Source organism: Mycobacterium attenuatum, assembly GCF_900566085.1.
Lineage (GTDB): Bacteria > Actinomycetota > Actinomycetes > Mycobacteriales > Mycobacteriaceae > Mycobacterium > Mycobacterium attenuatum.
Window position 1 is genome coordinate 1 of the sequence record NZ_UPHT01000044.1, and the last position, 24,870, is coordinate 24,870.

20 protein-coding genes are annotated in these 24,870 nt (G+C 65.9%); 17 read left to right on the top strand and 3 right to left on the bottom strand.

All coding sequences use genetic code 11. The features are described from left to right. The coding region (locus EET13_RS06670) for a PE family protein (RefSeq protein WP_168991241.1) at positions 1–514 on the bottom strand (514 nt) is incomplete at its 3' end. 191 nt (positions 515–705) lie between these two features. Between EET13_RS06670 and EET13_RS06675 the strand changes: the two genes are divergently transcribed. From EET13_RS06675 to EET13_RS06700, 6 genes are all read left to right on the top strand, one after another. Further along, positions 706–1,344, top strand: coding sequence for a dTMP kinase (locus EET13_RS06675; protein ID WP_122441541.1), 639 nt, complete (start codon positions 706–708; stop codon positions 1,342–1,344). 75 nt (positions 1,345–1,419) lie between these two features. Beyond that, positions 1,420–2,106, top strand: a complete 687-nt coding sequence (gene mtrA / locus EET13_RS06680; protein ID WP_015354856.1) for a two-component system response regulator MtrA — start codon at positions 1,420–1,422, stop codon at positions 2,104–2,106. A gap of 126 nt (positions 2,107–2,232) precedes the next feature. Then, on the top strand, positions 2,233–3,921 hold the full coding sequence (gene mtrB / locus EET13_RS06685; RefSeq protein ID WP_122441604.1) for an MtrAB system histidine kinase MtrB: 1,689 nt from the start codon (positions 2,233–2,235) through the stop codon (positions 3,919–3,921). Next, positions 3,921–5,696 carry an MtrAB system accessory lipoprotein LpqB gene (gene lpqB / locus EET13_RS06690; RefSeq protein WP_122441603.1) on the top strand — a complete coding sequence of 592 codons (1,776 nt, stop codon included), beginning with the start codon at positions 3,921–3,923 and terminating at the stop codon, positions 5,694–5,696. The genes mtrB and lpqB overlap by 1 nt, the downstream gene beginning before the upstream one ends. A 55-nt stretch (positions 5,697–5,751) precedes the next feature. Beyond that, positions 5,752–6,582, top strand: coding sequence for an LmeA family phospholipid-binding protein (locus EET13_RS06695; protein WP_122441542.1), 831 nt, complete (start codon positions 5,752–5,754; stop codon positions 6,580–6,582). 363 nt (positions 6,583–6,945) lie between these two features. Then, positions 6,946–7,488, top strand: coding sequence for a hypothetical protein (locus EET13_RS06700; protein ID WP_244603798.1), 543 nt, complete (start codon positions 6,946–6,948; stop codon positions 7,486–7,488). Between the two features lie 6 nt (positions 7,489–7,494). Here EET13_RS06700 and EET13_RS06705 read toward each other — a convergent pair whose 3' ends face one another. Continuing rightward, on the bottom strand, positions 7,495–8,346 hold the full coding sequence (locus EET13_RS06705; RefSeq protein ID WP_122441544.1) for a L,D-transpeptidase: 852 nt from the start codon (positions 8,344–8,346) through the stop codon (positions 7,495–7,497). Between the two features lie 173 nt (positions 8,347–8,519). Between EET13_RS06705 and EET13_RS06710 the strand changes: the two genes are divergently transcribed. The 11 genes from EET13_RS06710 to EET13_RS06760 all read left to right on the top strand — a co-directional run bounded on the left by EET13_RS06710 (position 8,520) and on the right by EET13_RS06760 (position 24,208). Further along, a complete protein-coding gene (locus EET13_RS06710; protein WP_122441605.1) occupies positions 8,520–9,161 on the top strand; it encodes a ComF family protein in 642 nt (213 codons plus the stop codon). A gap of 371 nt (positions 9,162–9,532) precedes the next feature. Beyond that, positions 9,533–10,189 carry a ribosome hibernation-promoting factor, HPF/YfiA family gene (hpf, locus tag EET13_RS06715; protein ID WP_244603802.1) on the top strand — a complete coding sequence of 219 codons (657 nt, stop codon included), beginning with the start codon at positions 9,533–9,535 and terminating at the stop codon, positions 10,187–10,189. A 99-nt stretch (positions 10,190–10,288) separates the two neighbouring features. Continuing rightward, positions 10,289–13,141, top strand: a complete 2,853-nt coding sequence (secA, locus tag EET13_RS06720) for a preprotein translocase subunit SecA (RefSeq protein ID WP_122441546.1) — start codon at positions 10,289–10,291, stop codon at positions 13,139–13,141. A 277-nt stretch (positions 13,142–13,418) separates the two neighbouring features. Beyond that, positions 13,419–16,652 carry an MFS transporter gene (locus tag EET13_RS06725; protein ID WP_122441547.1) on the top strand — a complete coding sequence of 1,078 codons (3,234 nt, stop codon included), beginning with the start codon at positions 13,419–13,421 and terminating at the stop codon, positions 16,650–16,652. Between the two features lie 99 nt (positions 16,653–16,751). Then, complete coding sequence (locus EET13_RS06730) at positions 16,752–17,501, top strand: hypothetical protein (RefSeq protein ID WP_122441548.1); 750 nt, start codon at positions 16,752–16,754, stop codon at positions 17,499–17,501. Between the two features lie 31 nt (positions 17,502–17,532). Next, positions 17,533–19,089 (top strand): HD domain-containing phosphohydrolase, encoded by a 1,557-nt coding sequence (locus EET13_RS06735; RefSeq protein ID WP_122441549.1) that lies wholly within the window; start codon positions 17,533–17,535, stop codon positions 19,087–19,089. 68 nt (positions 19,090–19,157) lie between these two features. Next, positions 19,158–19,913: a methanethiol S-methyltransferase gene (mddA, locus tag EET13_RS06740; protein ID WP_122441550.1), complete on the top strand. Its 756-nt coding sequence runs from the start codon at positions 19,158–19,160 to the stop codon at positions 19,911–19,913. A 513-nt stretch (positions 19,914–20,426) separates the two neighbouring features. After that, complete coding sequence (locus tag EET13_RS06745) at positions 20,427–21,446, top strand: tryptophan 2,3-dioxygenase (protein ID WP_136623125.1); 1,020 nt, start codon at positions 20,427–20,429, stop codon at positions 21,444–21,446. A gap of 231 nt (positions 21,447–21,677) precedes the next feature. Next, positions 21,678–22,301: an alpha/beta hydrolase gene (locus tag EET13_RS06750; protein ID WP_168991243.1), complete on the top strand. Its 624-nt coding sequence runs from the start codon at positions 21,678–21,680 to the stop codon at positions 22,299–22,301. Between the two features lie 274 nt (positions 22,302–22,575). Beyond that, positions 22,576–23,058, top strand: a complete 483-nt coding sequence (locus tag EET13_RS06755; RefSeq protein ID WP_122441606.1) for a cation:proton antiporter regulatory subunit — start codon at positions 22,576–22,578, stop codon at positions 23,056–23,058. A gap of 4 nt (positions 23,059–23,062) precedes the next feature. Then, entirely contained in the window at positions 23,063–24,208 is a 1,146-nt protein-coding gene (locus tag EET13_RS06760) for a cation:proton antiporter (RefSeq protein WP_122441553.1), read from the top strand. Between the two features lie 13 nt (positions 24,209–24,221). On the opposite strand, the gene EET13_RS06765 is transcribed toward EET13_RS06760, so the two are convergent. Next, positions 24,222–24,746 carry an Rv3235 family protein gene (locus EET13_RS06765; protein WP_122441554.1) on the bottom strand — a complete coding sequence of 175 codons (525 nt, stop codon included), beginning with the start codon at positions 24,744–24,746 and terminating at the stop codon, positions 24,222–24,224. Positions 24,747–24,870 lie beyond the last annotated feature (124 nt).

Sequence of the window (24,870 nt, forward strand, 5' to 3'; positions counted from 1 at the left end):
CTTCGAATGCCTTGCGCAGACCCTCGGTCAAGGTCCGCTTGCCGGCGCCCCCGCCACCGCCGTTGCCGACGATCCATCCGCCGTCGCCACCCCTACCGCCGGCCACGCCGGGCGCAGTTCCCGCGGCGCCGTCGGCGCCGTTGCCAAATAATGGGCGCCCCGTCAAGGCCTTCACCGGGGAAAAGGCCGAAAGCGACTGGCCCGCGTCCACTAAGGCGGCCAACGGTGAGGCACTGGCCGCCTCGGCGGATGCGTACGCGCTACCGCCGGCGGACAACAGCCGTGTGAATTGGGAATGGAACAGCGCCGCCTGGGCGCATAGCGCCTGAAAGTCCTGCCCGTAGCTGCCTACCACCCGGGTGATCGCCACCGAGACCTCGTCCTGGGCAGCAGGCAAGATCCCGGTCGTAGCGGCCGCCGCCGCCGCGGTGGCCTCCTTGACGGCCTGCCCAATCCCGCCCAGGTCTGCCGATGCGCCGACCAGTAACTCTGGTGCTGCTATCACGTAGGACATCTCGTTTCCCATCCGAGGCGGAGAATTTACAAATGTGTTAATTGCCGACAACGCGGATCGTATGCTCCACGGGTCCGTTTCGTTGGCGCTTGGGAAATATTGCGCTCGCCGGCCGAGGGTGACGCCACAGTCACATTCGGCCCCGGGTGCGACTGCAGCGTCACGCTCGAGGCAGCGACTAGGCTCACGCCGTGCTCATCGCGATCGAAGGCGTCGACGGCGCCGGCAAGCGGACCTTGACCGAGGGTCTGCGCAAGGCATTCGAAGCCGCCGGTCAGTCGGTAGCCTCGCTGGCATTCCCTCGCTATGGGCGCTCGGTCACCGCCGATATCGCGGCCGAGGCGCTGCACGGCCAGCACGGTGACCTCGCGTCGTCGGCGTATGCGATGGCGACGCTGTTCGCGCTCGACCGCGCCGGCGCCGTCGCGGAGATCAGCGAGTTGCGCCGCAACTATGACGTGGTGATCCTGGATCGTTATGTCGCCTCCAACGCCGCCTACAGCGCGGCGCGGCAGCGCGAGGATGCCCGCGGGCCGGCGGTGGCCTGGGTCCAGCAGATCGAATACCAGCGGATGGGGCTGCCCGCACCCGACTGGCAGGTGCTACTCGCCGTCCCGGCCGACCTCGCCGCCCAGCGCGCCCGTAGCCGGGCGGAAACCGACCCGGGGCGCGCGCGGGACAGCTACGAACGCGACGACGCACTGCAGCAGCGCACCGGCGTGGTGTACGCGCAACTGGCCGCCGCAGACTGGAATGGCCGATGGTTGGTGGTCGACTCCGAGGTCAATCCGGACCGGTTGGCGGCGACTCTGACGGCCTCAAATGAGTGATTTTGAGGCTATTTGCCCATATCAAAGACGAAACGCCCGGGTGGAATCGCAGTTTTGTCCAGTTCTAGTGCCACCATGGACACCATGAGGCAAAGGATTCTCGTCGTCGATGATGACGCTTCGCTGGCAGAGATGCTGACCATCGTGCTGCGTGGGGAGGGCTTCGACACCGCGGTCATCGGTGACGGTACTCAGGCCCTGACCGCGGTGCGCGAGCTGCGCCCCGATCTGGTGCTGTTGGATTTGATGTTGCCCGGTATGAACGGCATCGACGTGTGCCGGGTCTTGCGCGCCGATTCCGGCGTTCCGATCGTGATGCTGACCGCCAAGACCGACACGGTCGACGTTGTACTCGGTCTCGAGTCGGGTGCCGACGACTACATCATGAAACCCTTCAAGCCCAAGGAGCTGGTCGCGCGGGTGCGGGCGCGGCTGCGCCGCAATGACGACGAGCCCGCCGAGATGCTGTCGATCGCCGATGTCGACATCGACGTGCCGGCGCACAAGGTGACCCGCAACGGTGAGCAGATCTCGCTGACACCGCTGGAATTCGATTTGCTGGTCGCGCTGGCACGCAAACCGCGCCAGGTGTTTACTCGTGATGTGCTGCTCGAACAGGTGTGGGGCTATCGCCACCCGGCCGACACCCGGCTGGTGAACGTGCACGTCCAGCGTCTGCGGGCCAAGGTCGAGAAAGACCCGGAGAACCCGACAGTGGTGTTGACCGTTCGAGGAGTGGGATACAAGGCCGGACCTCCGTGATCCTCGGCGGCCACGGCGCCCGGTCTGACGATGCCGTGGAGGTACCGCCCGCTTGCGGGGGAGCGCGGTGCCGGTGATCTGTGTCGGCGACGATGCAGAGCGCAGCGATGCTGAGGAGTGGCGCCAGTGATTTGGGGCTCTCGGCGACGTACTCGTAGTCGTTGGGGGCGCTCTGGCCCGATGACACGCGGCCTGAGTGCGTTGAGTCGGGCCGTCGCCGTCGCGTGGCGCCGGTCGCTGCAATTGCGGGTCGTGGCGCTGACACTGGGGCTTTCACTAGCCGTGATCCTGGCCCTCGGCTTCGTATTGACCAGCCAGGTCACTAACCGGGTGCTCGACGTCAAACTCAAGGCCGCCATCGACCAGACCGAGCGGGCCCGAAACACTGTCAGCGGCATCGTCAACGGGGAAGAGACCCGCTCGCTGGACAGCAGTCTGCAGCTCGCGCGCAACACGCTGACCTCGAAAACCGACCCGGCCTCTGGCACCGGCCAGGCCGGCGCATTCGACGCGGTGCTGATGGTGCCGGGGGATGGGCCGCGCGCCGCGTCCACCGCCGGACCTGTCGACCAGGTCCCGGCTGCGTTGCGGGGCTTCGTTAAGGCAGGCCAGGCCGCATATCAGTACGCCACCGTGCACACCGACGGCTTCTCCGGACCGGCGCTCATTGTCGGTACGCCGACGTCGTCGCGGGTGGCCAATCTGGAGCTGTACCTGATCTTTCCGTTGGCCAACGAGCAGGCCACCATCGCGCTGGTACGCGGCACCATGGCAACGGGCAGCCTGGTGCTGCTGGTCCTGCTGTCCGGCATTGCGCTACTGGTATCGCGCCAAGTCGTGGTGCCGGTCCGGTCGGCCTCGCGGATCGCCGAACGGTTCGCCGAGGGGCATCTGTCCGAGCGGATGCCGGTGCGCGGTGAAGACGACATGGCCCGATTGGCCGTGTCGTTCAACGACATGGCCGAGAGCCTGTCCCGCCAGATCACCCAACTCGAGGAGTTCGGCAACCTGCAGCGCCGCTTCACCTCCGATGTCAGCCACGAACTGCGCACGCCGTTGACGACGGTGCGCATGGCCGCCGACTTGATCTACGACCACAGCGCCGATCTGGATCCGACGCTGCGCCGCTCTACCGAGCTGATGGTCAGCGAACTGGACCGGTTCGAGTCGCTGCTCAACGACCTGCTGGAGATCTCCCGGCACGACGCCGGCGTGGCAGAGCTGTCTGTTGAGGCTGTCGACTTGCGGATGACCGTCAACAACGCTCTGGGCAATGTCGGGCACCTCGCCGAGGAGGCCGGTATCGAGTTGCTTGTGGACCTGCCGGCCCACGAAGTGATCGCCGAGGTCGACGCGCGCCGGGTAGAACGGATACTGCGCAACCTGATTGCCAACGCCATCGACCACGCCGAGCACAAACCGGTGCGGATCAGGATGGCCGCCGACGAGGACACGGTCGCGGTCACGGTGCGCGACTACGGGGTGGGGCTGCGGCCCGGTGAGGAGAAGCTGGTGTTCAGCCGGTTCTGGCGCGCCGATCCCTCGCGGGTGCGGCGGTCCGGAGGGACCGGGCTGGGTCTAGCGATCAGCATCGAGGACGCGCGGCTGCACCAGGGCCGGCTGGAAGCTTGGGGAGAACCCGGCCAGGGCTCCTGCTTCCGGCTCACGCTTCCGCTGGTGCGCGGCCACAAGGTGACCACCAGCCCGCTGCCCATGAAGCCGGTTCCGCACCCGGTTCCGCAACCCGCCCAACCGGGTGCGCCGGAACCGAAGGACCGTCAGCACCAGCGTGAACCCGCGGAGTGGAGCGGCTGATGCGATGGATCCGGGCGATTAGGGCGAGTACCGCCCTGTTGTTGGTGGCGGTGCTGCTGGGCGGCTGCGCGAGTGTGCCCAGCTCGTCGGCGCCGCAAGCCATCGGCACCGTCGAGCGTCCGGCGCCGTCGAACCTGCCCAAGCCGACCCCGGGCATGGATCCCGACGTGCTGCTGAGGGAATTCCTCAAGGCCACCGCCGACCCGGCCAACCGGCATCTGGCAGCGCGCCAATTCCTCACCCAGTCGGCGTCCAACGCATGGGACGACGCCGGCAGCGCCCTGCTGATCGACCATGTGGTCTTCGTCGAAACCCGTGGCGCAGAAAGGGTTTCGGCGACCATGCGGGCAGATATCCTGGGCTCGCTGTCCGATATCGGGGTCTTCGAGACTGCCGAGGGCCAGCTGCCGGATCCGGGCCCGATCGAATTGGTCAAGACCCCCGGGGGCTGGCGCATCGACCGGCTGCCCAACGGGGTTTTCCTGGACTGGCAGCAGTTCCAGGCGACCTACAAGCGCAACACCTTGTACTTCGCCGACCCGACCGGCAAAACCGTGGTTCCAGACCCGCGCTACGTCGCGGTGTCCGACCACGACCAGCTGGCTACCGAGCTGGTTTCCAAGCTGCTGTCGGGTCCACGCCCGGAGATGACGCACACGGTGCGCAACCTGCTGGCTCCGCCGCTGCGGCTACGCGGCCCGGTGACCCGTGCCGACGGCGGCAAGAGCGGCATCGGTAAAGGGTACGGCGGGGCTCGCATCGACCTGGAGAAGCTGTCGACCACTGATCCGCACAGCAGGCAATTGCTTGCCGCTCAGATCATTTGGACGCTGGCCCGAGCCGACATCAGGGGGCCGTATGTGATCAACGCCGACGGCGCCCCGCTGGACGACAGGTTTGCCGAGGGATGGAATACCTCCGACGTCGCCGCCACCGACCCGGGCGTGGCTGACGGTGCCGGTGCCGGCCTGCATGCCCTGGTGGGCGGTTCGCTGGTGGCGCTGGACGGGCAGCGGATCACCACCATGCCCGGCGCCTTCGGTCGGATGGGCGATCAGACCGGGGCTGCCCTGTCCCGCAGTGGCCGGCAGGTGGCCGCGGTGGTGACCCTACGGCGTGGCGCCCCCGATGTGGCGGCCTCCCTGTGGATCGGCGATCTCGGCGGCGAGGCCGTCCAGTCCGCCGACGGCCATAACCTTTCGCGGCCCAGTTGGTCGCTGGACGATGCGGTGTGGGTGGTCGTCGACACCAACATCGTGTTACGCGCCATCCAGGAAACCGCATCGGGACAACCGGCGCGGATCCCGGTGGATTCCACCGCGGTGTCCAGCCGCTTCCCGGGTGCGATCACCGATCTGCAGCTGTCTCGTGACGGGACGCGGGCCGCGATGGTGATCGACGGGCAGGTGATCCTCGCCGGCGTCGAACAGACCCAGGCCGGCCAGTTCGCCCTGACCTATCCGCGGCGGCTGGGCTTCGGGCTGGGCACCTCGGTGGTGTCGTTGTCCTGGCGAACCGGCGACGACATCGTGGTGACGCGTAACGATGCGGCCCATCCGGTGTCGTATGTGAACCTCGACGGGGTCAACTCCGACGCTCCGGCCCGGGGTTTGCAAATACCGCTGTTCGCCATCGCGGCCAATCCCTCGACGGTGTACGTCGCCGCCCCGCAAGGGGTGCTGATGTATTCGGCGTCGGCGGCCGAGGGTCAACAGGGCTGGACGGAGGTTCCCGGCTTGATGGTGGCGGGGGCGGCGCCGGTGTTGCCGGGATGAGTGCTGGGCCGGCCTGATTTCACCCGCTACCCTCGCAGTGAGGAGGCGCTTGTCGATGTCGCCCAGAGTTCCGTTCCTGCGTTGGGATGATCCCTTCCGGGCCCTCGACATGCTGGCGTCGTTGTGGTCGTCGACGGGTTTGCCCTCGGTGAGCGCGGGAGCCGCCCACGCGGTTGCGATGCCGTACCGCACCTTGTTCATGACGCTGCAGCAGCTGCTCGTCGACAAGGAAGTCACGGTGCGCATCGGCGGCGACGATGTGGTGCTGACCGTGACCGAGCTGGATGCCGAACTCGACCCGCAGGGACTGCCCGTTGGCCAGCTCGGCGAAATCCGGGTAGCCGCGCGGGACATCAGGTGGGATCAACACCACCTCCAGACCGCGGTGGCTGTCCTGCGTAACGTGCACATCCGTCCGGGTGTACCGCCGTTGGTGGTGGCGGCTCCGGCCCGGTTGTCGTCGGTGCTGTCTGCGGACATTTTCGATGACGTGCTGCAGCAGGCGGCGCCGCAGGTGCGCAGTGAGCTGCGCGGCGACGGGACCGCACGGCTGCGCTGGGCACGACGGCCCGGTTGGGGCGGGGTCGAGGTGGACGCCGATGTAGTTGGCACGACGCTGTGGCTGCGCCCACGCGCCGTGATCACCGGGCACCGGCGGTGGCCATTGCCGATCCGGGTTCCCGCGTATCAGGTGCCATTGCCCAAGCTGCCGCATGGGCTGCTGCTCACCGACGTCGACCTTGGTCCGGACTCGCTGCACCTGTCGGCTCTGCTGCCGGAGTGGCGCATGGAGTTGCCGCTGCGGCATCTGGAGGACTTGATCACCCGATTGAGCCAGGGCGCGCTCAGCTTCACCTGGCCGTCATTGCTGCGGGGCTCGGACTGATCGCTGCCGAGGTGGCGCCGCCCGTCCGGCATTTGCCCACACGGCATCCGTGAAACGTCGCGCGCGGGCGAGTCGCGGGCAGATCCGGATTCGTGATCAGCCTGGTGCCGTGCCGCGGCGAACGTGAAAATCATTGCCCGAATCACCATGTGGGAAAAGCCGGATCACGACGCGGCTGGTGCAGCGTATCGGTTCGACAACCAATACGGCGTGATCTAGGCAAGGAAACGGCCGCGCCGATACGGTTCCCATTGTCACGCTCATCGAGGGCAGCTTGGGCAAGGACGAACGGAGTTGGCGTTGCGGCGGGTTGATCGATGCTGGGCTGCTTTTGCTGCCGGAGCGGGGTTATGCGGCGCCGCAGTGGCGTTCAGTGCGGGCGCGCCCGCGGCTCCGTTGCCTGCCGGCGGCCCGACGTGCTTGGAGCAGCTTGCCGTGCTAGGTTCCGCACCTCCGCTGGCCGCGGCGCCGGTGGCCCTGCCTGGTCCGCCGGTAGCAGCAGCGGTACCTTTGGCACCGATCGTGCCGGCGGCCCCGGTGGTGCCCGTGGTTCCTGCTGCGCCGGTCGCGCCCGCGGTGCCGGTGGTTCCGGCCGCGCCGGTCGCGCCCGCGGTGCCGGTGGTTCCGGCCGCCCCGATGGTGCCGATCCTGCCGGCAGCTGGTGGCGCCGCACCAGCTGACGCTGCGCCGGCAGCCGCTCCGGTGGTGATGGCGGCCGGCTCAGGCAAGGGCGCGCCGGCCAGTCCGGCTACGCCGGCACCCGAACACGTGGTGCTGCCCGGCCCGCCGGCGCCCGCGGCGGCGGCCCTGCCGTCGGCGCCCATCCAGGCTGTTCTGGCAGGTTCCTCGACGCCGCTTGCGGCGTGCGCGTCGGGCCCTGCGCCGGCTGGTCCGCCCGCGCAGTAACCCCCGTCAGGGACTCACCGGGTCTGCTTGCTTTTCGTCTGACGGCACCCCTTCCTGGACGATGACGGGGTCACCGACGTTGACCGTGTTGAAGTACCACTCGGCGTCAGTCGGGCTCAGGCTGATGCAGCCGTGGCTGACGTTCTCGACACCCATTGACGGCAGCGCCCATGGGGCCGAATGCACATACAGGCCGCGGCTGGTGATCCGGACGGCGTAGTCCACCGGCAGCCGGTAACCGTCGGGGTCGTCGACTGGGATGCCGACCGAACTCGAATCCATGATGACCGTGCGATCTTTGGAGATCACGCTGTAGGTGCCGACCGGCGTCTCGAACTCGGGCCTGCCCATCGAAGCCGGCAGTACTCCCTCTTCTCCCCAGTGCGGGCGGTGGTGTGGTGCCGGTAGCGGCGCCGGTGTCCCTGCCGGAACTCCGTCGATGCTCACCGTGAAGGTGTGCTTGGCAATGTCGGCCACGCCCAGGACCGCCGGACCCGTTTCGAAGTCAGTGCGCACGCTGCCCACCGACAGTGCCACGGTGCTGTGCGCCGGCCAGAATCTGTCGGGAACCCACTGCACGACGTTGTTGTCGAGCCACTCGAACTTGCCGGTACGAGGGGGCGCCGATCTCACCGTGATCGTGCGCTCCACTGCCCGCCGATCGACGACGGGGTTGCCGAACGTGATCACCACCGGATGCGCGACGCCTACGACCGCGCCTCGCACGGGTAGGACCGCGACGATGCCCAGGTTGCCGCTTGGCTTGTCCACCGCCATCAGCGTTACCCCGGTCCGCCCGGCGTACACCGTCGCGGTGATGGTGATTACCACCAGAAGAGACCGCATTGCCGCCCGCATCGCTCTGTTTGGACACCTCTCGGATCGGTACTCAGTCACTGTCGATGGTCGATGGTAGGGCCCCTATGACGGGCGAATGTGACAGCGCGCCTTGGCATGTCGGTCAGGGTTTGGTTACAGGTAGGTCTCCACTCGGCACGGTTGTCGGTCCCCGCCGCCACACTGACACCGTGCTGGGTGCGGTCCTCGATCTAGTTCTGCCGCTGCAGTGCGGCGGCTGCGGTGCGCCGGCGACCCGCTGGTGCGGCGCCTGCTGCACAGAGCTTTCCGTGGCGGCCGATCAACCACATGTCGTGAGCCCGCGGGTGGACGCCGGGGTGCCGGTATTTGCGCTCGGGCGCTATGCCGGCGCCCGCCGTCAGGCGATCCTGGCCATGAAGGAACACGGTCGCCGCGACCTTGTCGTACCGCTGGCGCGGGTCCTGGGCGTCGGCATTCACCGGCTGTTGTCCTGGGGGGTCGTCGACAGCCCGCTGACCCTGGTGCCCGCGCCCACTCGGCGTTCGGCGGCGCGTCGGCGCGGGGGAGACCCGGTGCACCGCATCGCCGGGGCGGCGGTGGCCGCGCATCCCGGCGTCACCGTCGTTTCGGCGTTGGCAATGACAGGGCTCGTCCGCGACTCGGTCGGTCTGGGCACCTCCGCGCGGGAGCGCAACATCGCCGGCCGAGTGCGCCTGCGGGGTGGGCGTCTATGCGGCGAAGTCGTGGTCGTCGACGACGTCGTCACCACCGGGGCCACAGCGTGCGAGTCGGTCCGGGTCCTGCGGGGTGCCGGTGTCCGGGTGTCCGCCGTGTTGGCCATCGCGGCGGCATGACAGCGCGCCGCGCGCTGCCGGTCTGTTGCGGAGCAGGGACAAGTCCCCGCATAAGAACTCGGCAAAAGGCTGACCAATTCGCTGGCACCGTGGGGTGAACACAGGCTAACGTCGAGATCAGATTCGGACTTACCGGCAAGGCTCACGGTCGCGATATTTTCCAGATGTTTCAATGCTGAAGCACTACCCGCGGTAGGAGGTGAGTAATCGGCACCTTGCTCCGGCGGGCAGCCTGCGGCGGTGGCGTCACTGAGACCGCTCCAACCCCCGTCGGCGCGTAATCGAAGGCCCGGCACGCACGGCGCGTGCGACGTGAAAAGAGAAACGAGTTGTCACGAATGTCAAGGCTTACCGTGGATTCCGACAAAGATATGGAACAGGCGCCGGCCGAAACCGATGGGCAGGCGGAACCGCAAGCGACCGCCGAGATCGTCTTCAAAGGCCGCAATGTCGAGATTCCCGACCACTTCCGCATCTACGTTTCGCAGAAGCTCGCTCGCGTGGAACGTTTCGACCGGACGATCTACCTGTTCGACGTCGAACTCGACCATGAACGCAACCGTCGCCAGCGCAAATCCTGCCAACGAGTCGAGATCACCGCTCGCGGTCGGGGGCCGGTTGTCCGCGGCGAGGCCTGCGCCGACAGCTTCTACGCCGCGCTCGAGTCCGCCGTCGGCAAGTTGGAGAATCGGCTGCGCCGCAGCAAAGACCGCCGCAAAGTTCATTACGGCGACAAGACTCCCGTGTCCCTGGCCGAGGCCACCGCGGCGGCTCCGCCGCCGGAAACGGCCTTCGCCGCCGAGCCGGCCGAGCCACACGAGCATGACGGCGCCGAGCTGGACCACGAGCCGGGGCGCATCGTGCGCGTCAAGGAACATCCGGCCAAGCCGATGTCGGTCGACGACGCCCTCTACGAGATGGAGCTTGTCGGACACGACTTCTTCCTATTCTTCGACAAGGAGACCGAGCGGCCGACCGTCGTCTACCGCCGACACGCCTACGACTATGGCTTGATCCGACTGGCCTGACGATCAAGGGCCATTGGCCGGGCGTCACCTACGATGGGAGTCGCCTTAATTCAAAGAAGACTCCCCCCACAGGGGAACATCCCAAAAGGGGACATCACCGTGCTGTCGAAGTTGTTGCGCCTTGGTGAAGGTCGCATGGTCAAGCGCCTCAGGAAGGTGGCCGACTACGTCAACACGTTGTCGGACGACGTCGAGAAGCTCACCGATGCGGAGTTGAGAGCCAAGACCGACGAGTTCAAGCGGCGGCTTGCTGACGAGAAAAACCCAGAAGGCCTCGACGACCTGCTGCCCGAGGCGTTCGCCGTGGCCCGCGAGGCCGCCTGGCGGGTGCTCGACCAGCGGCCCTTCGACGTGCAGGTGATGGGCGCGGCCGCGCTGCATCTGGGCAACGTCGCCGAGATGAAGACCGGTGAAGGCAAGACCCTGACCTGTGTGCTGCCCGCCTACCTCAACGCGCTGGCCGGCAAGGGCGTGCACATCGTCACCGTCAACGACTACCTGGCCAAACGCGACAGCGAGTGGATGGGCCGCGTGCACCGCTTCCTGGGCCTGGAGGTCGGCGTCATCCTCGCCCAGATGACCCCCGATCAGCGCCGGGCAGCCTACAACGCCGACATCACCTACGGCACCAACAACGAGTTCGGCTTCGACTACCTGCGCGACAACATGGCCCACTCGCTCGACGACCTGGTGCAACGCGGGCACAATTTCGCCATCGTCGACGAGGTCGACTCCATTCTGATCGACGAGGCCCGCACCCCGCTGATCATCTCCGGCCCCGCCGACGGCGCCTCCAACTGGTACGTCGAGTTCGCCCGGCTGGCGCCGCTGATGGAAAAGGACACCCACTACGAGGTAGACCTGCGCAAACGCACCGTCGGCGTGCACGAGAAGGGCGTGGAGTTCGTCGAAGACCAGCTGGGCATCGACAACCTCTACGAGGCCGCCAACTCACCACTGGTCAGCTACCTCAACAACGCGCTGAAGGCCAAGGAGCTGTTCCACCGCGACAAGGACTACATCGTCCGCGACGGCGAGGTGCTCATCGTCGACGAGTTCACCGGTCGCGTGCTCTACGGGCGCCGCTACAACGAGGGCATGCACCAGGCCATCGAGGCCAAGGAACACGTCGAGATCAAAGCCGAGAACCAGACGCTGGCCACCATCACTCTGCAGAACTACTTCCGGCTCTACGACAAGCTCGCCGGCATGACCGGTACCGCCCAAACCGAGGCGGCAGAGCTGCACGAGATCTACAAGCTGGGCGTGGTGTCCATCCCGACCAACAAGCCGATGATCCGCACCGACTGCTCCGACCTGATCTACAAGACCGAAGAAGCCAAATACATCGCGGTGGTCGACGATGTCGCCGAGCGCTACGAGAAGGGCCAGCCGGTGCTGATCGGCACCACCAGCGTGGAGCGCTCGGAGTACCTGTCCCGGCAGTTCACCAAGCGGCGCATCCCGCACAACGTGCTCAACGCCAAATACCACGAACAGGAAGCGGGCATCGTCGCCGTCGCGGGCCGTCGCGGCGGCATCACTGTCGCCACCAACATGGCCGGCCGCGGCACCGACATCGTCCTGGGCGGCAACGTCGACTTTCTCACCGACCAGCGGCTGCGGGAACGCGGCCTGGACCCGCTGGAAACCCCCGACGAGTACGAGCAGGCCTGGCACGAGGAGCTGTCCAAGGTCAAACGAGAGGCCGCCAAGGAGGCCGAGGACGTCATCGAGGCCGGCGGGCTCTACGTGCTCGGTACCGAGCGCCACGAGTCCCGGCGCATCGACAACCAGCTGCGTGGTCGTTCCGGCCGCCAGGGCGACCCGGGTGAGTCCCGCTTCTACCTGTCGCTGGGCGACGAGCTCATGCGCCGGTTTAACGGTGCGGCCCTGGAAGCCTTGCTGACGAGGCTGAACCTGCCCGAGGACGTGCCGATCGAGGCCAAGATGGTCACGCGGGCCATCAAGAGCGCGCAAACCCAGGTCGAGCAGCAGAACTTCGAGATCAGAAAGAACGTCCTCAAGTACGACGAGGTGATGAACCAGCAGCGCAAGGTGGTCTATGCCGAGCGCCGCCGCATCCTTGAGGGCGAGAACCTCAAAGAGCAGGCGACGGACATGGTCCGCGACGTGATCACCGCCTACGTCAACGGTGCCACCGCCGAAGGCTACGCCGAGGATTGGGACCTGGATGCGTTGTGGACGGCGCTCAAGACCCTCTACCCGGTGGGAATCGACCACGACTCGCTGACCCACCATGACGCCGACTCCGAGCGTGACGACCTCACTCGTGAAGAGTTGCTCGACGCCTTGCTCAAAGACGCCGAACGTGCTTACGCCGCAAGGGAAGCCGAGCTGGAGGAACTCGCCGGCGAGGGCGCGATGCGCCAGCTGGAGCGCAATGTGCTGCTCAATGTGATCGACCGCAAATGGCGCGAGCACCTCTACGAGATGGACTACCTCAAGGAGGGCATCGGGCTGCGCGCGATGGCCCAGCGCGACCCGCTGGTCGAGTACCAGCGCGAGGGCTACGACATGTTCATGGCCATGCTTGACGGCATGAAAGAGGAGTCGGTCGGGTTCCTGTTCAACGTCACGGTGGAGGCGGTTCCGGCGCCTCAGGTGGAAGTCGCGCCCGTCGAAGAACCGGAAGACCTGGCGGAGTTCGCCACCGCGGCGGCGGCCGCCGCCGAGCAGCGCGGCGGCGGCGCCCCGGTGCCCGAGGAGGCTCCAAACCGTTTGCGCGCCAAGGGTATTGAAGACGAGTCCCCCGCGTTGACATATTCCGGTCCGTCCGAGGATGGCTCGGCGCAGGTACAGCGAAACGGGGGAGCCGCGCAGAAGCCGCCGGCCGGGGTGCCGGCGGGCGCCAGCCGTCGGCAGCGGCGTGAAGCCGCGCGCCGGCAAGGTCGAGGTGCCAAGCCACCGAAATCGGTGAAGAAGCGCTAGCGAGTCAGCGCGCTTTCGCGTGAGCCGAGCCGGTCGGCTCCGCTATTGCCGGTCAGGCTCATCGACGTCCAACTGGTCGACCGGGTCGTTGCGCAGTGCGGGTGATCATCGCGCTGGCACCGCCGGTCAACCCGCGGTGCGTGACGTGACGACCCGGGTGCGGGCGCCCAAGCGCATCTGACGCAACGAAACCGCAAAACTGCCTTAGACCGTCCTTGCCGCCGATTAATATGCGTTGGTTCCCGGGACGAGCGGTTCCTTGGCGAGAGGTCACACGATGAGCGCCACATCGAGTTCAGGGGTCGACAGGTCCGGCGCCCGCCACCGCACGGTCGCCGGCGACAAGGGTGTCCGGCCGTACCTTCCGGTGAAACAGCGTCAGGGCTACGCGCCGCTGACCAGCCGTCGTCAGCCCTCGGCGCCCGCGGTACTGCTGGTGGCGTCGTTCGGCGCCTTCCTCGCTTTTCTTGACTCGACCATCGTCAACATCGCGTTCCCGGATATCCAGCGATCGTTCCCGACCTACGACCTCGGCAGCTTGTCCTGGATTCTCAACGGTTACAACATCGTCTTTGCGGCCTTCCTGGTGGCGGCGGGCAGACTGGCGGACTTGCTCGGTCGCAAACGGACGTTCGAGTTCGGCGTGGTGGTGTTCACCATCGCGTCCGTGCTGTGCGCCGTGGCCGGCAGCGTCGAGCAGCTGGTGGCGTTCAGGCTGCTGCAGGGCATCGGGGCTGCGGTACTGGTGCCGGCTTCACTGGCGCTGGTTGTCGAGGGCTTTCCACCGGAGCGCCGCGCGCATGGCGTGGGACTGTGGGGCGCCGCGGCGGCGATCGCCTCGGGCCTGGGCCCGCCGATTGGTGGGATGCTCGTCGAGGCGTCCAGCTGGCGGTTGGTTTTTCTGGTGAATCTTCCGCTGGGCATCGTCGCGGTGATCGTTGCCGGACGGGTGCTCACCGAAAGTCGCGCTTCGGGACGGCGCCGGGTACCCGATTTGCGGGGCGCGCTGCTGCTTGGGGTGGCCATCGGGGCGTTGACTCTCGGGCTGGTCAAGTGCCCGGATTGGGGCTGGGTCAGCGCGGGAACCCTCGGAACATTCGTGGCCAGCGCGATCGCCCTGGGCGGGTTCGCGCTGAGTTCGCGGTCCCATCCCGCACCGCTCGTCGAGCCGGCGTTCTTGCGCAGCCGACCGTTCGTGGCCGGCAACCTGCTGACGCTGGTCGCCGCGGCCGGTTTCTACTGCTACGTGTTGACCCATGTGCTCTACCTCAACTACGTCTGGCACTATTCGCTGCTGAAAGCGGGTTTCGCTATCGCACCCGCGGCGATCGTCGCCGCTGCGGTGGCGGCGGTGCTGGGCCGAATCGCCGACCGGCACGGACACCGGGTCATCGTTGCCGCCGGTGCGCTGATTTGGGCTGGGAGCCTGGTGTGGTACCTGCAGCGGGTGGGGGTCAAGCCGGACTTTCTTCGAGACTGGCTGCCCGGCCAACTGCTGCAAGGGGTCGGCGTGGGCGCGACCTTGCCGGTGCTGGGCAGTGCCGCGATCGCTCGGCTGCCCAAGCGCGGAAGCTATGCCACAGCGTCGGCGGTCGTGAGCACCACCCGCCAACTCGGCGCCGTGATCGGTGTCGCCGTGCTGGTGATCCTGATCGGGAAGCCGGAACACGGCGCCGCTGCGGAGGCAATCCGGCGCGGGTGGGCAATGCCCGTCTTCTGCTTCCTTGCGGTAGCCATCGCAGCCGTATCCCTGGGCAGCACCCGCAGTGATGTCGAGGAGCCGGAGGCCGAACCCGCGCGCGAGCCCGAACCGGCACCACCGCCCGAGCGTGCGTCCCAACCGCTAGCCATCCCGGTCGAGCAGCTGACCAGCGACGACGGCAACCTGCTCGGGCAACTGCCACTCTTTGCCGGATTGGACCCGGCCACCCTGGACGAACTGGGGCAACGCCTCGAAGAGGTTGAGCTTGAGGCCGGTTCCTACCTGTTTCGCAAGGGTGACGAATCCGATTCGCTGTATGTGCTGCGCCAGGGTCGCCTGCAGGTGCTCCAGGAGTCCGTCGTCATCAGAGAACTGGGCCGCGGCGAAGTTCTCGGTGAACTCGGACTGCTGATCGACGCGCCCCGTTCGGCCTCGGTCCGGGCTTTGCGTGACTCCAAGCTGGTGCGGCTCACCAGGGCTCAATTCGATCAGATCGCCGACCGTGAGGTGTTCGCGGCGCTGGTTTGCACGTTAGCCTCACGGCTGCGTGCCATGCCGCCACCGCTCGCTGCATCCCAGGCATGCCCGGAAGTGGTGATTGCCGTGGTCGGCGTTTGCGCCGCCGCGCCCGTGCAGGCGGTGGCTGCCGGATTGCTCACCGCCCTCTCGGCATGGGTCAAGGCGGTGAACCCCGGCCGGATCGACCGCGACGGTCTCGAACGCGCGGAGCAAGGCGCGAACAAAGTAGTGCTGCATGCCTCGTTGGCAGATCCCGATTGGCGAGATTTTTGCCTGCGCGTTGCCGACCGGATCGTGCTCGTCGCAGACGATCCGAACCCGCAGGTCGCGCCGCTGCCGGCCCGAGCGGCCGGCGCCGACCTCGTGCTGGCCGGTTCAACCGCCAGCCGGGAGCAGCGCCGCCAATGGGAGGAGCTGATCACGCCGCGATCAGTCCACGTGGTCCGCTACCGGACTTTGCAGGACGATGTGCGTCCGCTCGCGGCACGCATTGCCGGCCGCTCGATCGGGTTGGCCTTGGGCGGCGGTGGCGCGCGAGCGTTGGCCCACCTCGGAGTCCTCGAGGAATTGGAGCGAGCCGGGATCACGGTGGATAGGTTTGCCGGCACCAGCATGGGGGCGGCCATTGCCGCGCTCGCGGCCGGCGGCATGGACGCGGCCGGTGTAGACGCGCACGTCTACGAATACTTCATTCGGCGTAATCCGCTCCACGACTACGCGTTGCCCAGTAAGGGGCTGATTCGTGGCCGACGGCTGCTGAGCCTGCTGCGCGAAGCTACCGGAGGGCTGCTCGTGGAGGAGCTTCCGAAGGAATTGCGTTGCGTCAGTGTGGATTTACTGTCCCGGCAGGCATTCGTGCACCGGCGCGGGCCGGTCGCCGACGTCATGGCGTGTTCGATGCGGCTGCCTGGGATCTTCCCGCCGCTGGTCTACGACGGCCGACTGCATGTCGATGGCGGGGTGTTGAACAACGTGCCCGTCAGCTGTCTGTCGGCCACTGAGGGCCCGTTGATCGCGGTGAGTGTCAGGTTGGGCGGCGGCGCACCCGACTCCTCGGCTCGGGCGGGTGCCCCGCGGGTGCCGGGTATCGGCGACACCTTGTTGCGGACGATGACGATCGGCAGCCAGCAGGGCGCAAATGCTGCCCTCAAACTTGCACAGGTTGTTATCCGCCCCGACGCCTCTGCAGTCGGGTTCCTCGAGTCGCATCAGATAGACGTCGCCCGCGAGGCCGGCCGAGATGCCGCTCGTCAGGCACTGCCGCAGATCATGGCGCTGTTGAATCGCTAATCGGTTGCAGTGAACCGCTTCATGCGGCACGGACCTGCGCGCGGAGACTGAGGCACTCGCCTCATGCGCTGAGGCGCTGCTTGCGTGAACCATTTCGGTATGACTACTTCACGAACGCCCTACGACGCCGCCTCGGCGGTACTGCACAACCCCACGCTGCCGCCCGGAGAGGACGAACGATTCGTCGGCTACGGTGTCATGGGCCTTCCGTTTGCCAGCGGTCATTACCTTGCGCTGCGCAACTTTCCGGCGGCGACCTTCGCACCGGCCTACAAATCGGTATGGCATTGCGGACCCGATGGCGTCTGGACGTTCTATGCGACCACATCTGGACAGCAAAGCTGCGCTCGCTACTTCAGCTCGGCAACACCGCGCAACGACGCGGTCCAATGCGACATCACGATCGAATGGGTCAGCCCGTGGTCGCTGTTTGTCGCGATCACCGGACTGCTGGAGTGGCAGATCGATCTCCGGTCCACGTTGTCGACGCGGCTGATGAGCGCCGTCGGCGACCTGTTGCCCGCCGGGGCGTGGACTAACCGGCTGGTGCTCGCCGCGCTGGGTCGCGCTGCCGGTGCGACGCTCGGCGCAGGACAGCTCCGGCTGGCCGGAACCGCCCCTAACGGCCAGCGATTCATGATCGGGCCTCGGCAGGTGTGGGCGGTGGCGCAGTCCCGAGCGGTGTTCGACGGCGTCGACCTCGGACCCATAGGAGCGCTGGCCGGCCAAGCACGGCTCGCCGGTTTCCGGCCGCCGCAACGGGGTCTTTTCGTAGTCGGTTCGGGGCATTTCGAGAATTTTGATGCGGGTCGCCACCATGCCGTCCAGCGCACCATATCGATTAGCTGACCGGCGGCCGATGCCTGGGCACAATAGGTTGATGCGCGACGATCCCCCCGACCTGCCAACCCGTGCGGAGCTGCTGGCGGCACTGTCGGTCGCGATCGATCTCGGCTTGGGCCAGCCTGCCGAACACATGCTGCGGTCCGCGCTCATTGCGACCAGACTTGCCGCTCGGCTCGGGCTCAGCGGGCAACAGCGGGATTCCACTTACTACACGACCTTGATCATGTGGATCGGCTGTCACGCCGACTCGCACGAATATGCGCGGTGGTTCGGCGACGACATAGCCGTACGCCACGATTCCTATCTGGTCGATTGGTCGGGGTTGCCGTACCTGCGTTTCCTGGCGGGCAACGTGGGTCGAGGTCAGCCGCTGGTGCACCGACTCAGCGCGATGGCTACCCTCTTCGTCAACGCCCGCGGCCGCATATCCCAATTGATTCACTCGCACTGCACATCTGCGGCGCTGCTGGCGGATCGAATCGGCCTGGACCCCACCGTACAAGCGGCACTCGCGTTCACCTTCGAACGCTACGACGGTGGGGGGCTACCCACGGGCGCCCACGGTGACGCCATCCCGATCCAGATGCGTGTCGCCCAGCTCGCCGACATGGTCGAGGTGCACCATCGCGCCTACGGCGTCGAGGGCGCCGTCGCCATGGCTCGCAGCAGGCGCGGCGGGCAGTTCGATCCGGCGGTGGTCGACACATTCCTCGCACATGCAGACACGATTCTGGCCGGACCGCCCACCGGCGATGCCTGGGCGGCGGCACTGCGAGCCGCACCCGATCACCAGCAACCGCTGGACGACCCGTCGCTGGACGCACTGCTCGTCGCACTGGGCGACTTCGTCGACCTGAAATGCCCATTCACTCTGGGACATTCGCGAGGGGTGGCGCGGCTGGCCGGTGATGCCGCGCTCGCCGCCGGGCTCGATGCCGACGCGGCTGTGTTGACCCGGCGTGCCGGCCATGTCCACGATCTGGGCCGCATCGGAGTTTCCAATCAGATCTGGTCCAGGCAGGGCCCGTTGAGCGCGGCGGAGTTCGAACGAGTGCGGTTGCATCCGTACTTCACGGTGCGAATCCTCAACCAGGTTCCCGGGCTCCGGAAATTGGCCGAGGTCGCCGGCAATCACCACGAACGCCTCAACGGCTCGGGCTATCCACGTGGGCTCGCCGACGCCGCGCTGAGCCTGCCGGACCGTGTTCTGGCGGCCGCGGTCAGCTACCAATGTGCTTGCGAGCCAAGGCCGTATCGGGAACAGCTGACAGCGGAGTCGGCAACGCGGCGGCTGCGCAGACAGGTGCAAGTCGGCGAGCTCGACTCCGTCGCCGTCGAGGCGGTGCTGCACGCCGCGGGACACCGTGCCGAGCGGTCGAGTCTGCGCCCGCACGGACTCACGCCCAGGGAGGTCGAAGTGCTCTGCCTGGTCGCCCGTGGTGCTTCCAACAAGCAGATCGCCGCGGCGTTGGTGATCAGCGAAAAAACCGCCCGCAACCACGTGGAGCGAACCTACGCCAAGATCGGCGTGTCCAACCGCATCGGCGCCAGCATGTATGCGCTCCGGAATGGACTAGTCAATAATAACTAGGGTCCGCATGCCGAAGTTGAGGCAAATGACCTATGTCCCAACGGAGCTGGTCGGCGGACACTGAGTTCATGAAGCGATACCTGATCATTGGCTACGGCGCCGGCAGCTACCTGCTATTCGTGGTGGCTTTCCTGTATGCAATCGGTTTCGTCGGTAACTTTGTGGTGCCTCGGACCGTCGACCGCGGGATCACCGCATCGATCGGCGAGGCGGTGGCGGTCAACGTGGTGTTGCTGGTTGCCTTCGCTGTCCAGCACAGTGTGATGGCACGGCCGGCGTTCAAAAGGTGGTGGACACGGTTTGTGCCGCAGCCGATTGAGCGCAGCACCTATGTGTTGCTGTCGAGTGCGGTGCTGCTGCTGCTCTACTGGCAGTGGCGAACGATGCCCGCGGTCATCTGGGACGTGGGGCAGCCGGCCGCCCGCCTGGTGGTGTGGGCGGTGTTCTGGCTCGGGTGGGCGATCGTCTTCGCGTCGACGTTCATGATCAACCACTTCGACCTCGTCGGCCTTCGGCAGGTGTATTTGGCATGGCGCGCAAAGGCGTACACGGAGGTCGGTTTCCACACTCATCTGCTGTACCGGTTGGTGCGTCACCCGATCATGCTCGGTTTCATCATCGCTTTCTGGGCGACGCCCACAATGACGGCAGGGCACCTGCTCTTCTCGATCGCGACCACGGGCTACATCCTGATCGCCCTGCGTTTGGAAGAGAGCGACCTGACGGCGACGCTGGGTGACCGCTACCGAAATTACCGTCGCGCGGTGCCGATGTTGGTACCCAGGCCTCGCCGGTTGCCGAATAAAACGCTGGCCCAGCAGTAGCTTTCGCCCTCGATGACAACCATCCGGTCGGGCGTGGTTCTCGAGGCGCTGATGACGTGTTCCCGCGGGTCGCGGACAAAATCGCGGATAGACGTGCCGGGTCCGGCCCCACAAGCCGCCCGGCGGCGGCTACGGTCCCGTGCAAAGATCTACGCATTTTCGCTCATGCTTTTCACGTCGAGATTTGGTCAGCTGGGACAGGTTCTTGAACGTTGCGGTGGCCGGGTGTGGCGCATCGCTGCGCGGCCCGGTCAACGTAAGGAGTGCACAGGCGAGATGGCGGCAGCAGAAGCCGAAGGTCGCGAGGACTCGAGTTGTGGGCTGGCCGATTCGCAGCGGTTTGTCGATCCGAGTCCCGGGGGAGTCTTCGCAGGAACTCGCCGCCACGTTGCGAAGCAGCTACGTGCGGAACGGATGAACCTTGGCCGGTGAAGGTCAGGCGTCGCTGGCCTCCGCACGCCGACAACCGATGCCGCAAATGTGCGATTCAATACGGCAGGGCCCGTCTCGGCGTTGCCGAAGGGCTTTGGCGGCGATTCCATGCAACTGAAATCGATCTCTTCAAATAGCAATATGTGCATTGACATTCAACCTGCTCTGGGCGGCCCGGTTGAAACCGCTCCAAACAACTCTTCGCGATCTACTAATTCGAGGCAGCCCGAAGAAGCCGAGGTGAGCGCAAGCGATTTCGCAGCGGCTTCATGTGTCGCTGTGTCAGCGCGCGATGGCGATCGATCGACGCTCGGCGCGCAGAAGTCGTATGCGGAGTACTTGCAGCTCGAGAAGCTATTGTCCGCTCAGCGACTAATCTCCGATGATCCGACTGAGATGCTCTTTATTGTCCAGCATCAAACGGCGGAGTTATGGATGAAACTACTTCTCCATCAACTCAAGCTAGCCATCACGGCAATCCGTGCCGACATGTTGCAAGAGGCCTCTCGAAAGCTGACTCGAGTAAAGCTGATCATCCAACAGTTAGTATCTTCCTGGAACCTGACCTCAACGATAAGACCCATCGAATTCTCGTCGATACGAAAGTCGCTCGGTACGGCCTCGGGCATGCAATCCTACCTATTTTTGGCCATCCAGTATCGCCTGGGAAACAAGGATCCGAAAATTTTGGAACAATATCAAGACGGCAGAGCGGTGCATCCCGAAGTCGCAGACGCCTACGCTGCGCCGTCGTTGTATGCTGAGGTTATCGATCTGCTGGCGCGAAGAGATTTTGCCATTTCCCCATCCGTTTTGTCGCGCGATCAGACATTACGAACCCGCTACGACACATCGGTTGAGACGGCGTGGCTAACCATCTATCAGAACCCAAACCAATACGGAGATCTATTCGATCTCGGGGAAGACCTGGTGGATATCGAAGACGCGATGCGGCAATGGTGCTTTCGTCATCTGACCACAGCTGAGCGCATTATTGGCAGCAAGAAGGGAACGGGCGGCACTTCAGGCGTCGCATACCTTCGCAAGAAACTCGATGTCGTTCTATTTCCGGAGTTGTGGCATCTTCGAACTGCAATGTAAATTCCGATATTACGGGGTTGATCCATGACGTCGCGACCAATCTCAAAATATTGGGAGCAGCAATATAATCCGACAATTCAGATTCCTGACACAACCGAGCGTTATGCCCGTTGGACCCGGTGGGCGGAGCTGACTCGCGCCGCTCTGCCTCATGCGCGAGAGTTGAATTACGGGCGACACCCGCGTGAGTCGATCGACCTGTTTAGAGCACCGTCCCCTCGTGGAGTCTTTATGTTCGTGCACGGCGGATATTGGCGGGCGTTCTCCAAAAACGAATTCTCTTGGGTTGCTGATCCGTTTGTCGCGAGTGGGTTTTCTGTTGCTGTGCTCAATTATCCATTATGCCCTCAAGTAAGCATCGAAGAGATTTCGCGCAGTTGCCGACGAGCGGTCGTTTTTCTTTGGCAAATTCTAGGCGAGGCTGAACGCGTTAACTTTGTTATCTGCGGACATTCTGCGGGTGCCCATCTCGTTGCTACAGCATTTACCACGGACTGGGCATACCACGGCCTGCCGTCGGATCCCTTTCGGGGTGCGCTCGCAATATCAGGAATTTATGATCTCACGCCCATCGTCCACACCAGCATGAATGCCGATATCAAATTGACGGAGAAAAGGGCACGGTTGTGGAGCATGGCTGTGCAACGACCGACGGTGACTGCGCCGTTCTTACTCGCAGTTGGCGGCGACGAAACCGGCGAGTTCCATCGTCAGAGCATCAACCAGGCGGCCGCGTGGCAGCCGTTGACCCGTCCGCCATACGTCATCCCAGGCCGGAATCACTTTTCGGTGGTGGAGGATCTGCGATGCCGCGAAACACCGTCATTCGAGCTTGCACTTTCAATGCTGGACTAACGGCTTGGATCGTGTCGGATGGCAGCATTCGGACGCTCCTTGCGCTCCGCTGGGCGTATCGAGAACGCACTTCGCGGACACGCGTAATCGAACAGTTGCCGACTGTCGCCGTTGAGCGCATGGCCCGTCTCCCAGAACACCGCAGAAGTCTAAGTCGAGCGCCGGGCGGTGGGTATTGGCAGCCCGGCGCTGCATGGAGGCTCAAGGACGCGATCGTCTATGAGATTGCGGTTCGGGCTTCTCTCGGGATGTCATTTCGTCGAGTATGGGCGGCATGGATGTCAAGGAGGTGCTGCTGCCCGGGGTCGGTCTGCGGTACGAGTTCACCAGCCACAAGGGTGAGCGGATCGGCATCATCGCCCGGCGCACCGGCGATTTCGACATCGTCGTGTACACCGCCGAGGACCCTGACGAGTGCCGGCTGGTCTTCCGCCTGACCGACGAAGAGGCCGACACCGTGGCTCAGATTCTCGGCGCACCCAGAATTGCCGAGCGGTTCACCGAGCTGACCCGCGAGGTGCCGGGGCTCGAGGCGGGCCAGATCTCGATCGATCCCCAGAGCCCGTTCGTCGACCGGCCGCTCGGCGACACGCGTGCCCGCACCCGAACCGGCGCGTCGATCGTCGCGATCGTCCGCGGCGACGACGTGGTCGCTTCGCCCGGCCCCGCCGAAACGTTGCGGGCACGCGACGTCCTGATCGTGATCGGCACCGAAGAGGGCATCATCGGAGTCCGGCAGATCGTCGACAAGGGCTGAGCCGGTGGATGTTTCGGAGGCGCTGCTATTCGAACTCGGCGCCCTCTTGGTCCTGCTCGCCCTGCTCGGCGCTTTGGCGCGCCGGTTGGCGCTGTCGCCGATTCCGGTCTATCTCCTGGTCGGTCTCGCGCTGGGTAAGGGCGGCATCCTTCCGGTGAATGCCGCCGCTGACTTCGTCAGCACCGGCGCACCCATCGGCATCGTGTTGCTGCTGCTGACCTTGGGGCTGGAGTTCTCCGTAACCGAATTCGCCAGCAGCTTGCGTCATCACTTGCCGTCGGCCGGCGTCGACATCGTCCTCAACGCCGCGCCCGGTGCGGTGACCGGCTGGCTGCTCGGGCTGGACTCCGTCGCCATCCTGGCGCTGGCCGGCGTCACGTACATCTCGTCGTCGGGTGTCGTCGCGCGGCTGCTCGAGGACTTGCGCCGCCTGGGTAACCGCGAAACCCCGGCAGTGTTGTCGGTGCTGGTACTCGAAGACTTCGCGATGGCCGGCTATCTGCCGATGTTCACGGTGCTGGCATTGCACGGCAGTTGGCTGGACGCGCTCGGCGGGACCCTGGCCGCAATCGGCGCCCTCGTTGCGGCGTTTGCCGCGTCCTACTACTGGGGTCATCACGTCGGCAGACTGGTGGCGCACCCCGACTCTGAGCAACTGCTGTTGCGAGTCCTGGGCATCACCTTGCTGGTCGCGGCGCTGGCCGAGTCGTTGCACGCCTCGGCCGCAGTCGGCGCGTTCCTGGTGGGCCTGACCCTGACCGGGGAAACGGCCGACCGGGCGCGCAAGGTGCTGGGTCCGCTGCGCGATCTGTTCGCCGCGATCTTCTTCCTGGCGATCGGGCTGTCGGTGGGCCCCAAGGAGCTGCTTCCGATGCTCCCGGTGGCCGTCGTTTTGGCTGCGGTGACCGCCGCGACCAAGGTGCTGACCGGGATGTTCGCCGCCCGCCGTGACGGGGTAGCCCGGCGCGGCCAGCTGCGCGCGGGCACCGCGCTGATCGCTCGCGGCGAGTTCTCGCTGATCATCATCGGGTTGGTCGGCGCGTCAATCCCCACCGTGGCGGCGCTGGCGACGTCGTATGTCTTCATCATGGCGATCACGGGCCCGGTGGTGGCGCGCTACACCGGTGGGCCACTGCCGGGCACCGTCTGACCGCACGGGCCCGTCAGCCAATGTGCAAGGCGACAACCAGCCAGCGCGGTCCGGTGCCGGCGGTCACCCGTTCCACGCGACAGGCGATCGCGTGGATCCGGTCCCCGCGGCTGTAGCTGCCGAACGCCTCGGCCGCGGTCTCCGCGGACCCGACCGGCTGCAGTCGAACCCGGCGCAACACCGCGGTCCCGTACCGCGCGGCAACCACGTCGCTGACCGACAGCACCGCGTCGACCAGGTTGGGTGCCAGCAACGAACGCAGCTGCGCGGCGGGGCGACGGCGGTCGATGACCTCGAGCACTCGGCGCAGTGCCGCGTCGGCGAACACGCCTGCCTGACGCATGGGCACCGACATGCTTTCGGTCGTCGGCTGCTCGCTGCGGTGCCGGCGAGGCGCCCGTAGACTGCGCTGGCGTACAGGTGCGAGCGTTGCTTGTCGGCACCGGGGGACTGTTCGGGTGGGCGGTTCGTACTCGACCACCGGAACAACGGCGAAGGTCGGACGATGAGGTGGGTGGGAGCCAGGACTGACGCTCAACGGGGCACTCTCCAGATCAAAACACGCCAACGCAGACTGAGGACCGCGCGCCTGCTGGAGAGTGGCAGACAAACTGCCCGGTCATCATTGCACACACCGCGCCGGCGTGTACCCGCCCCGGAAT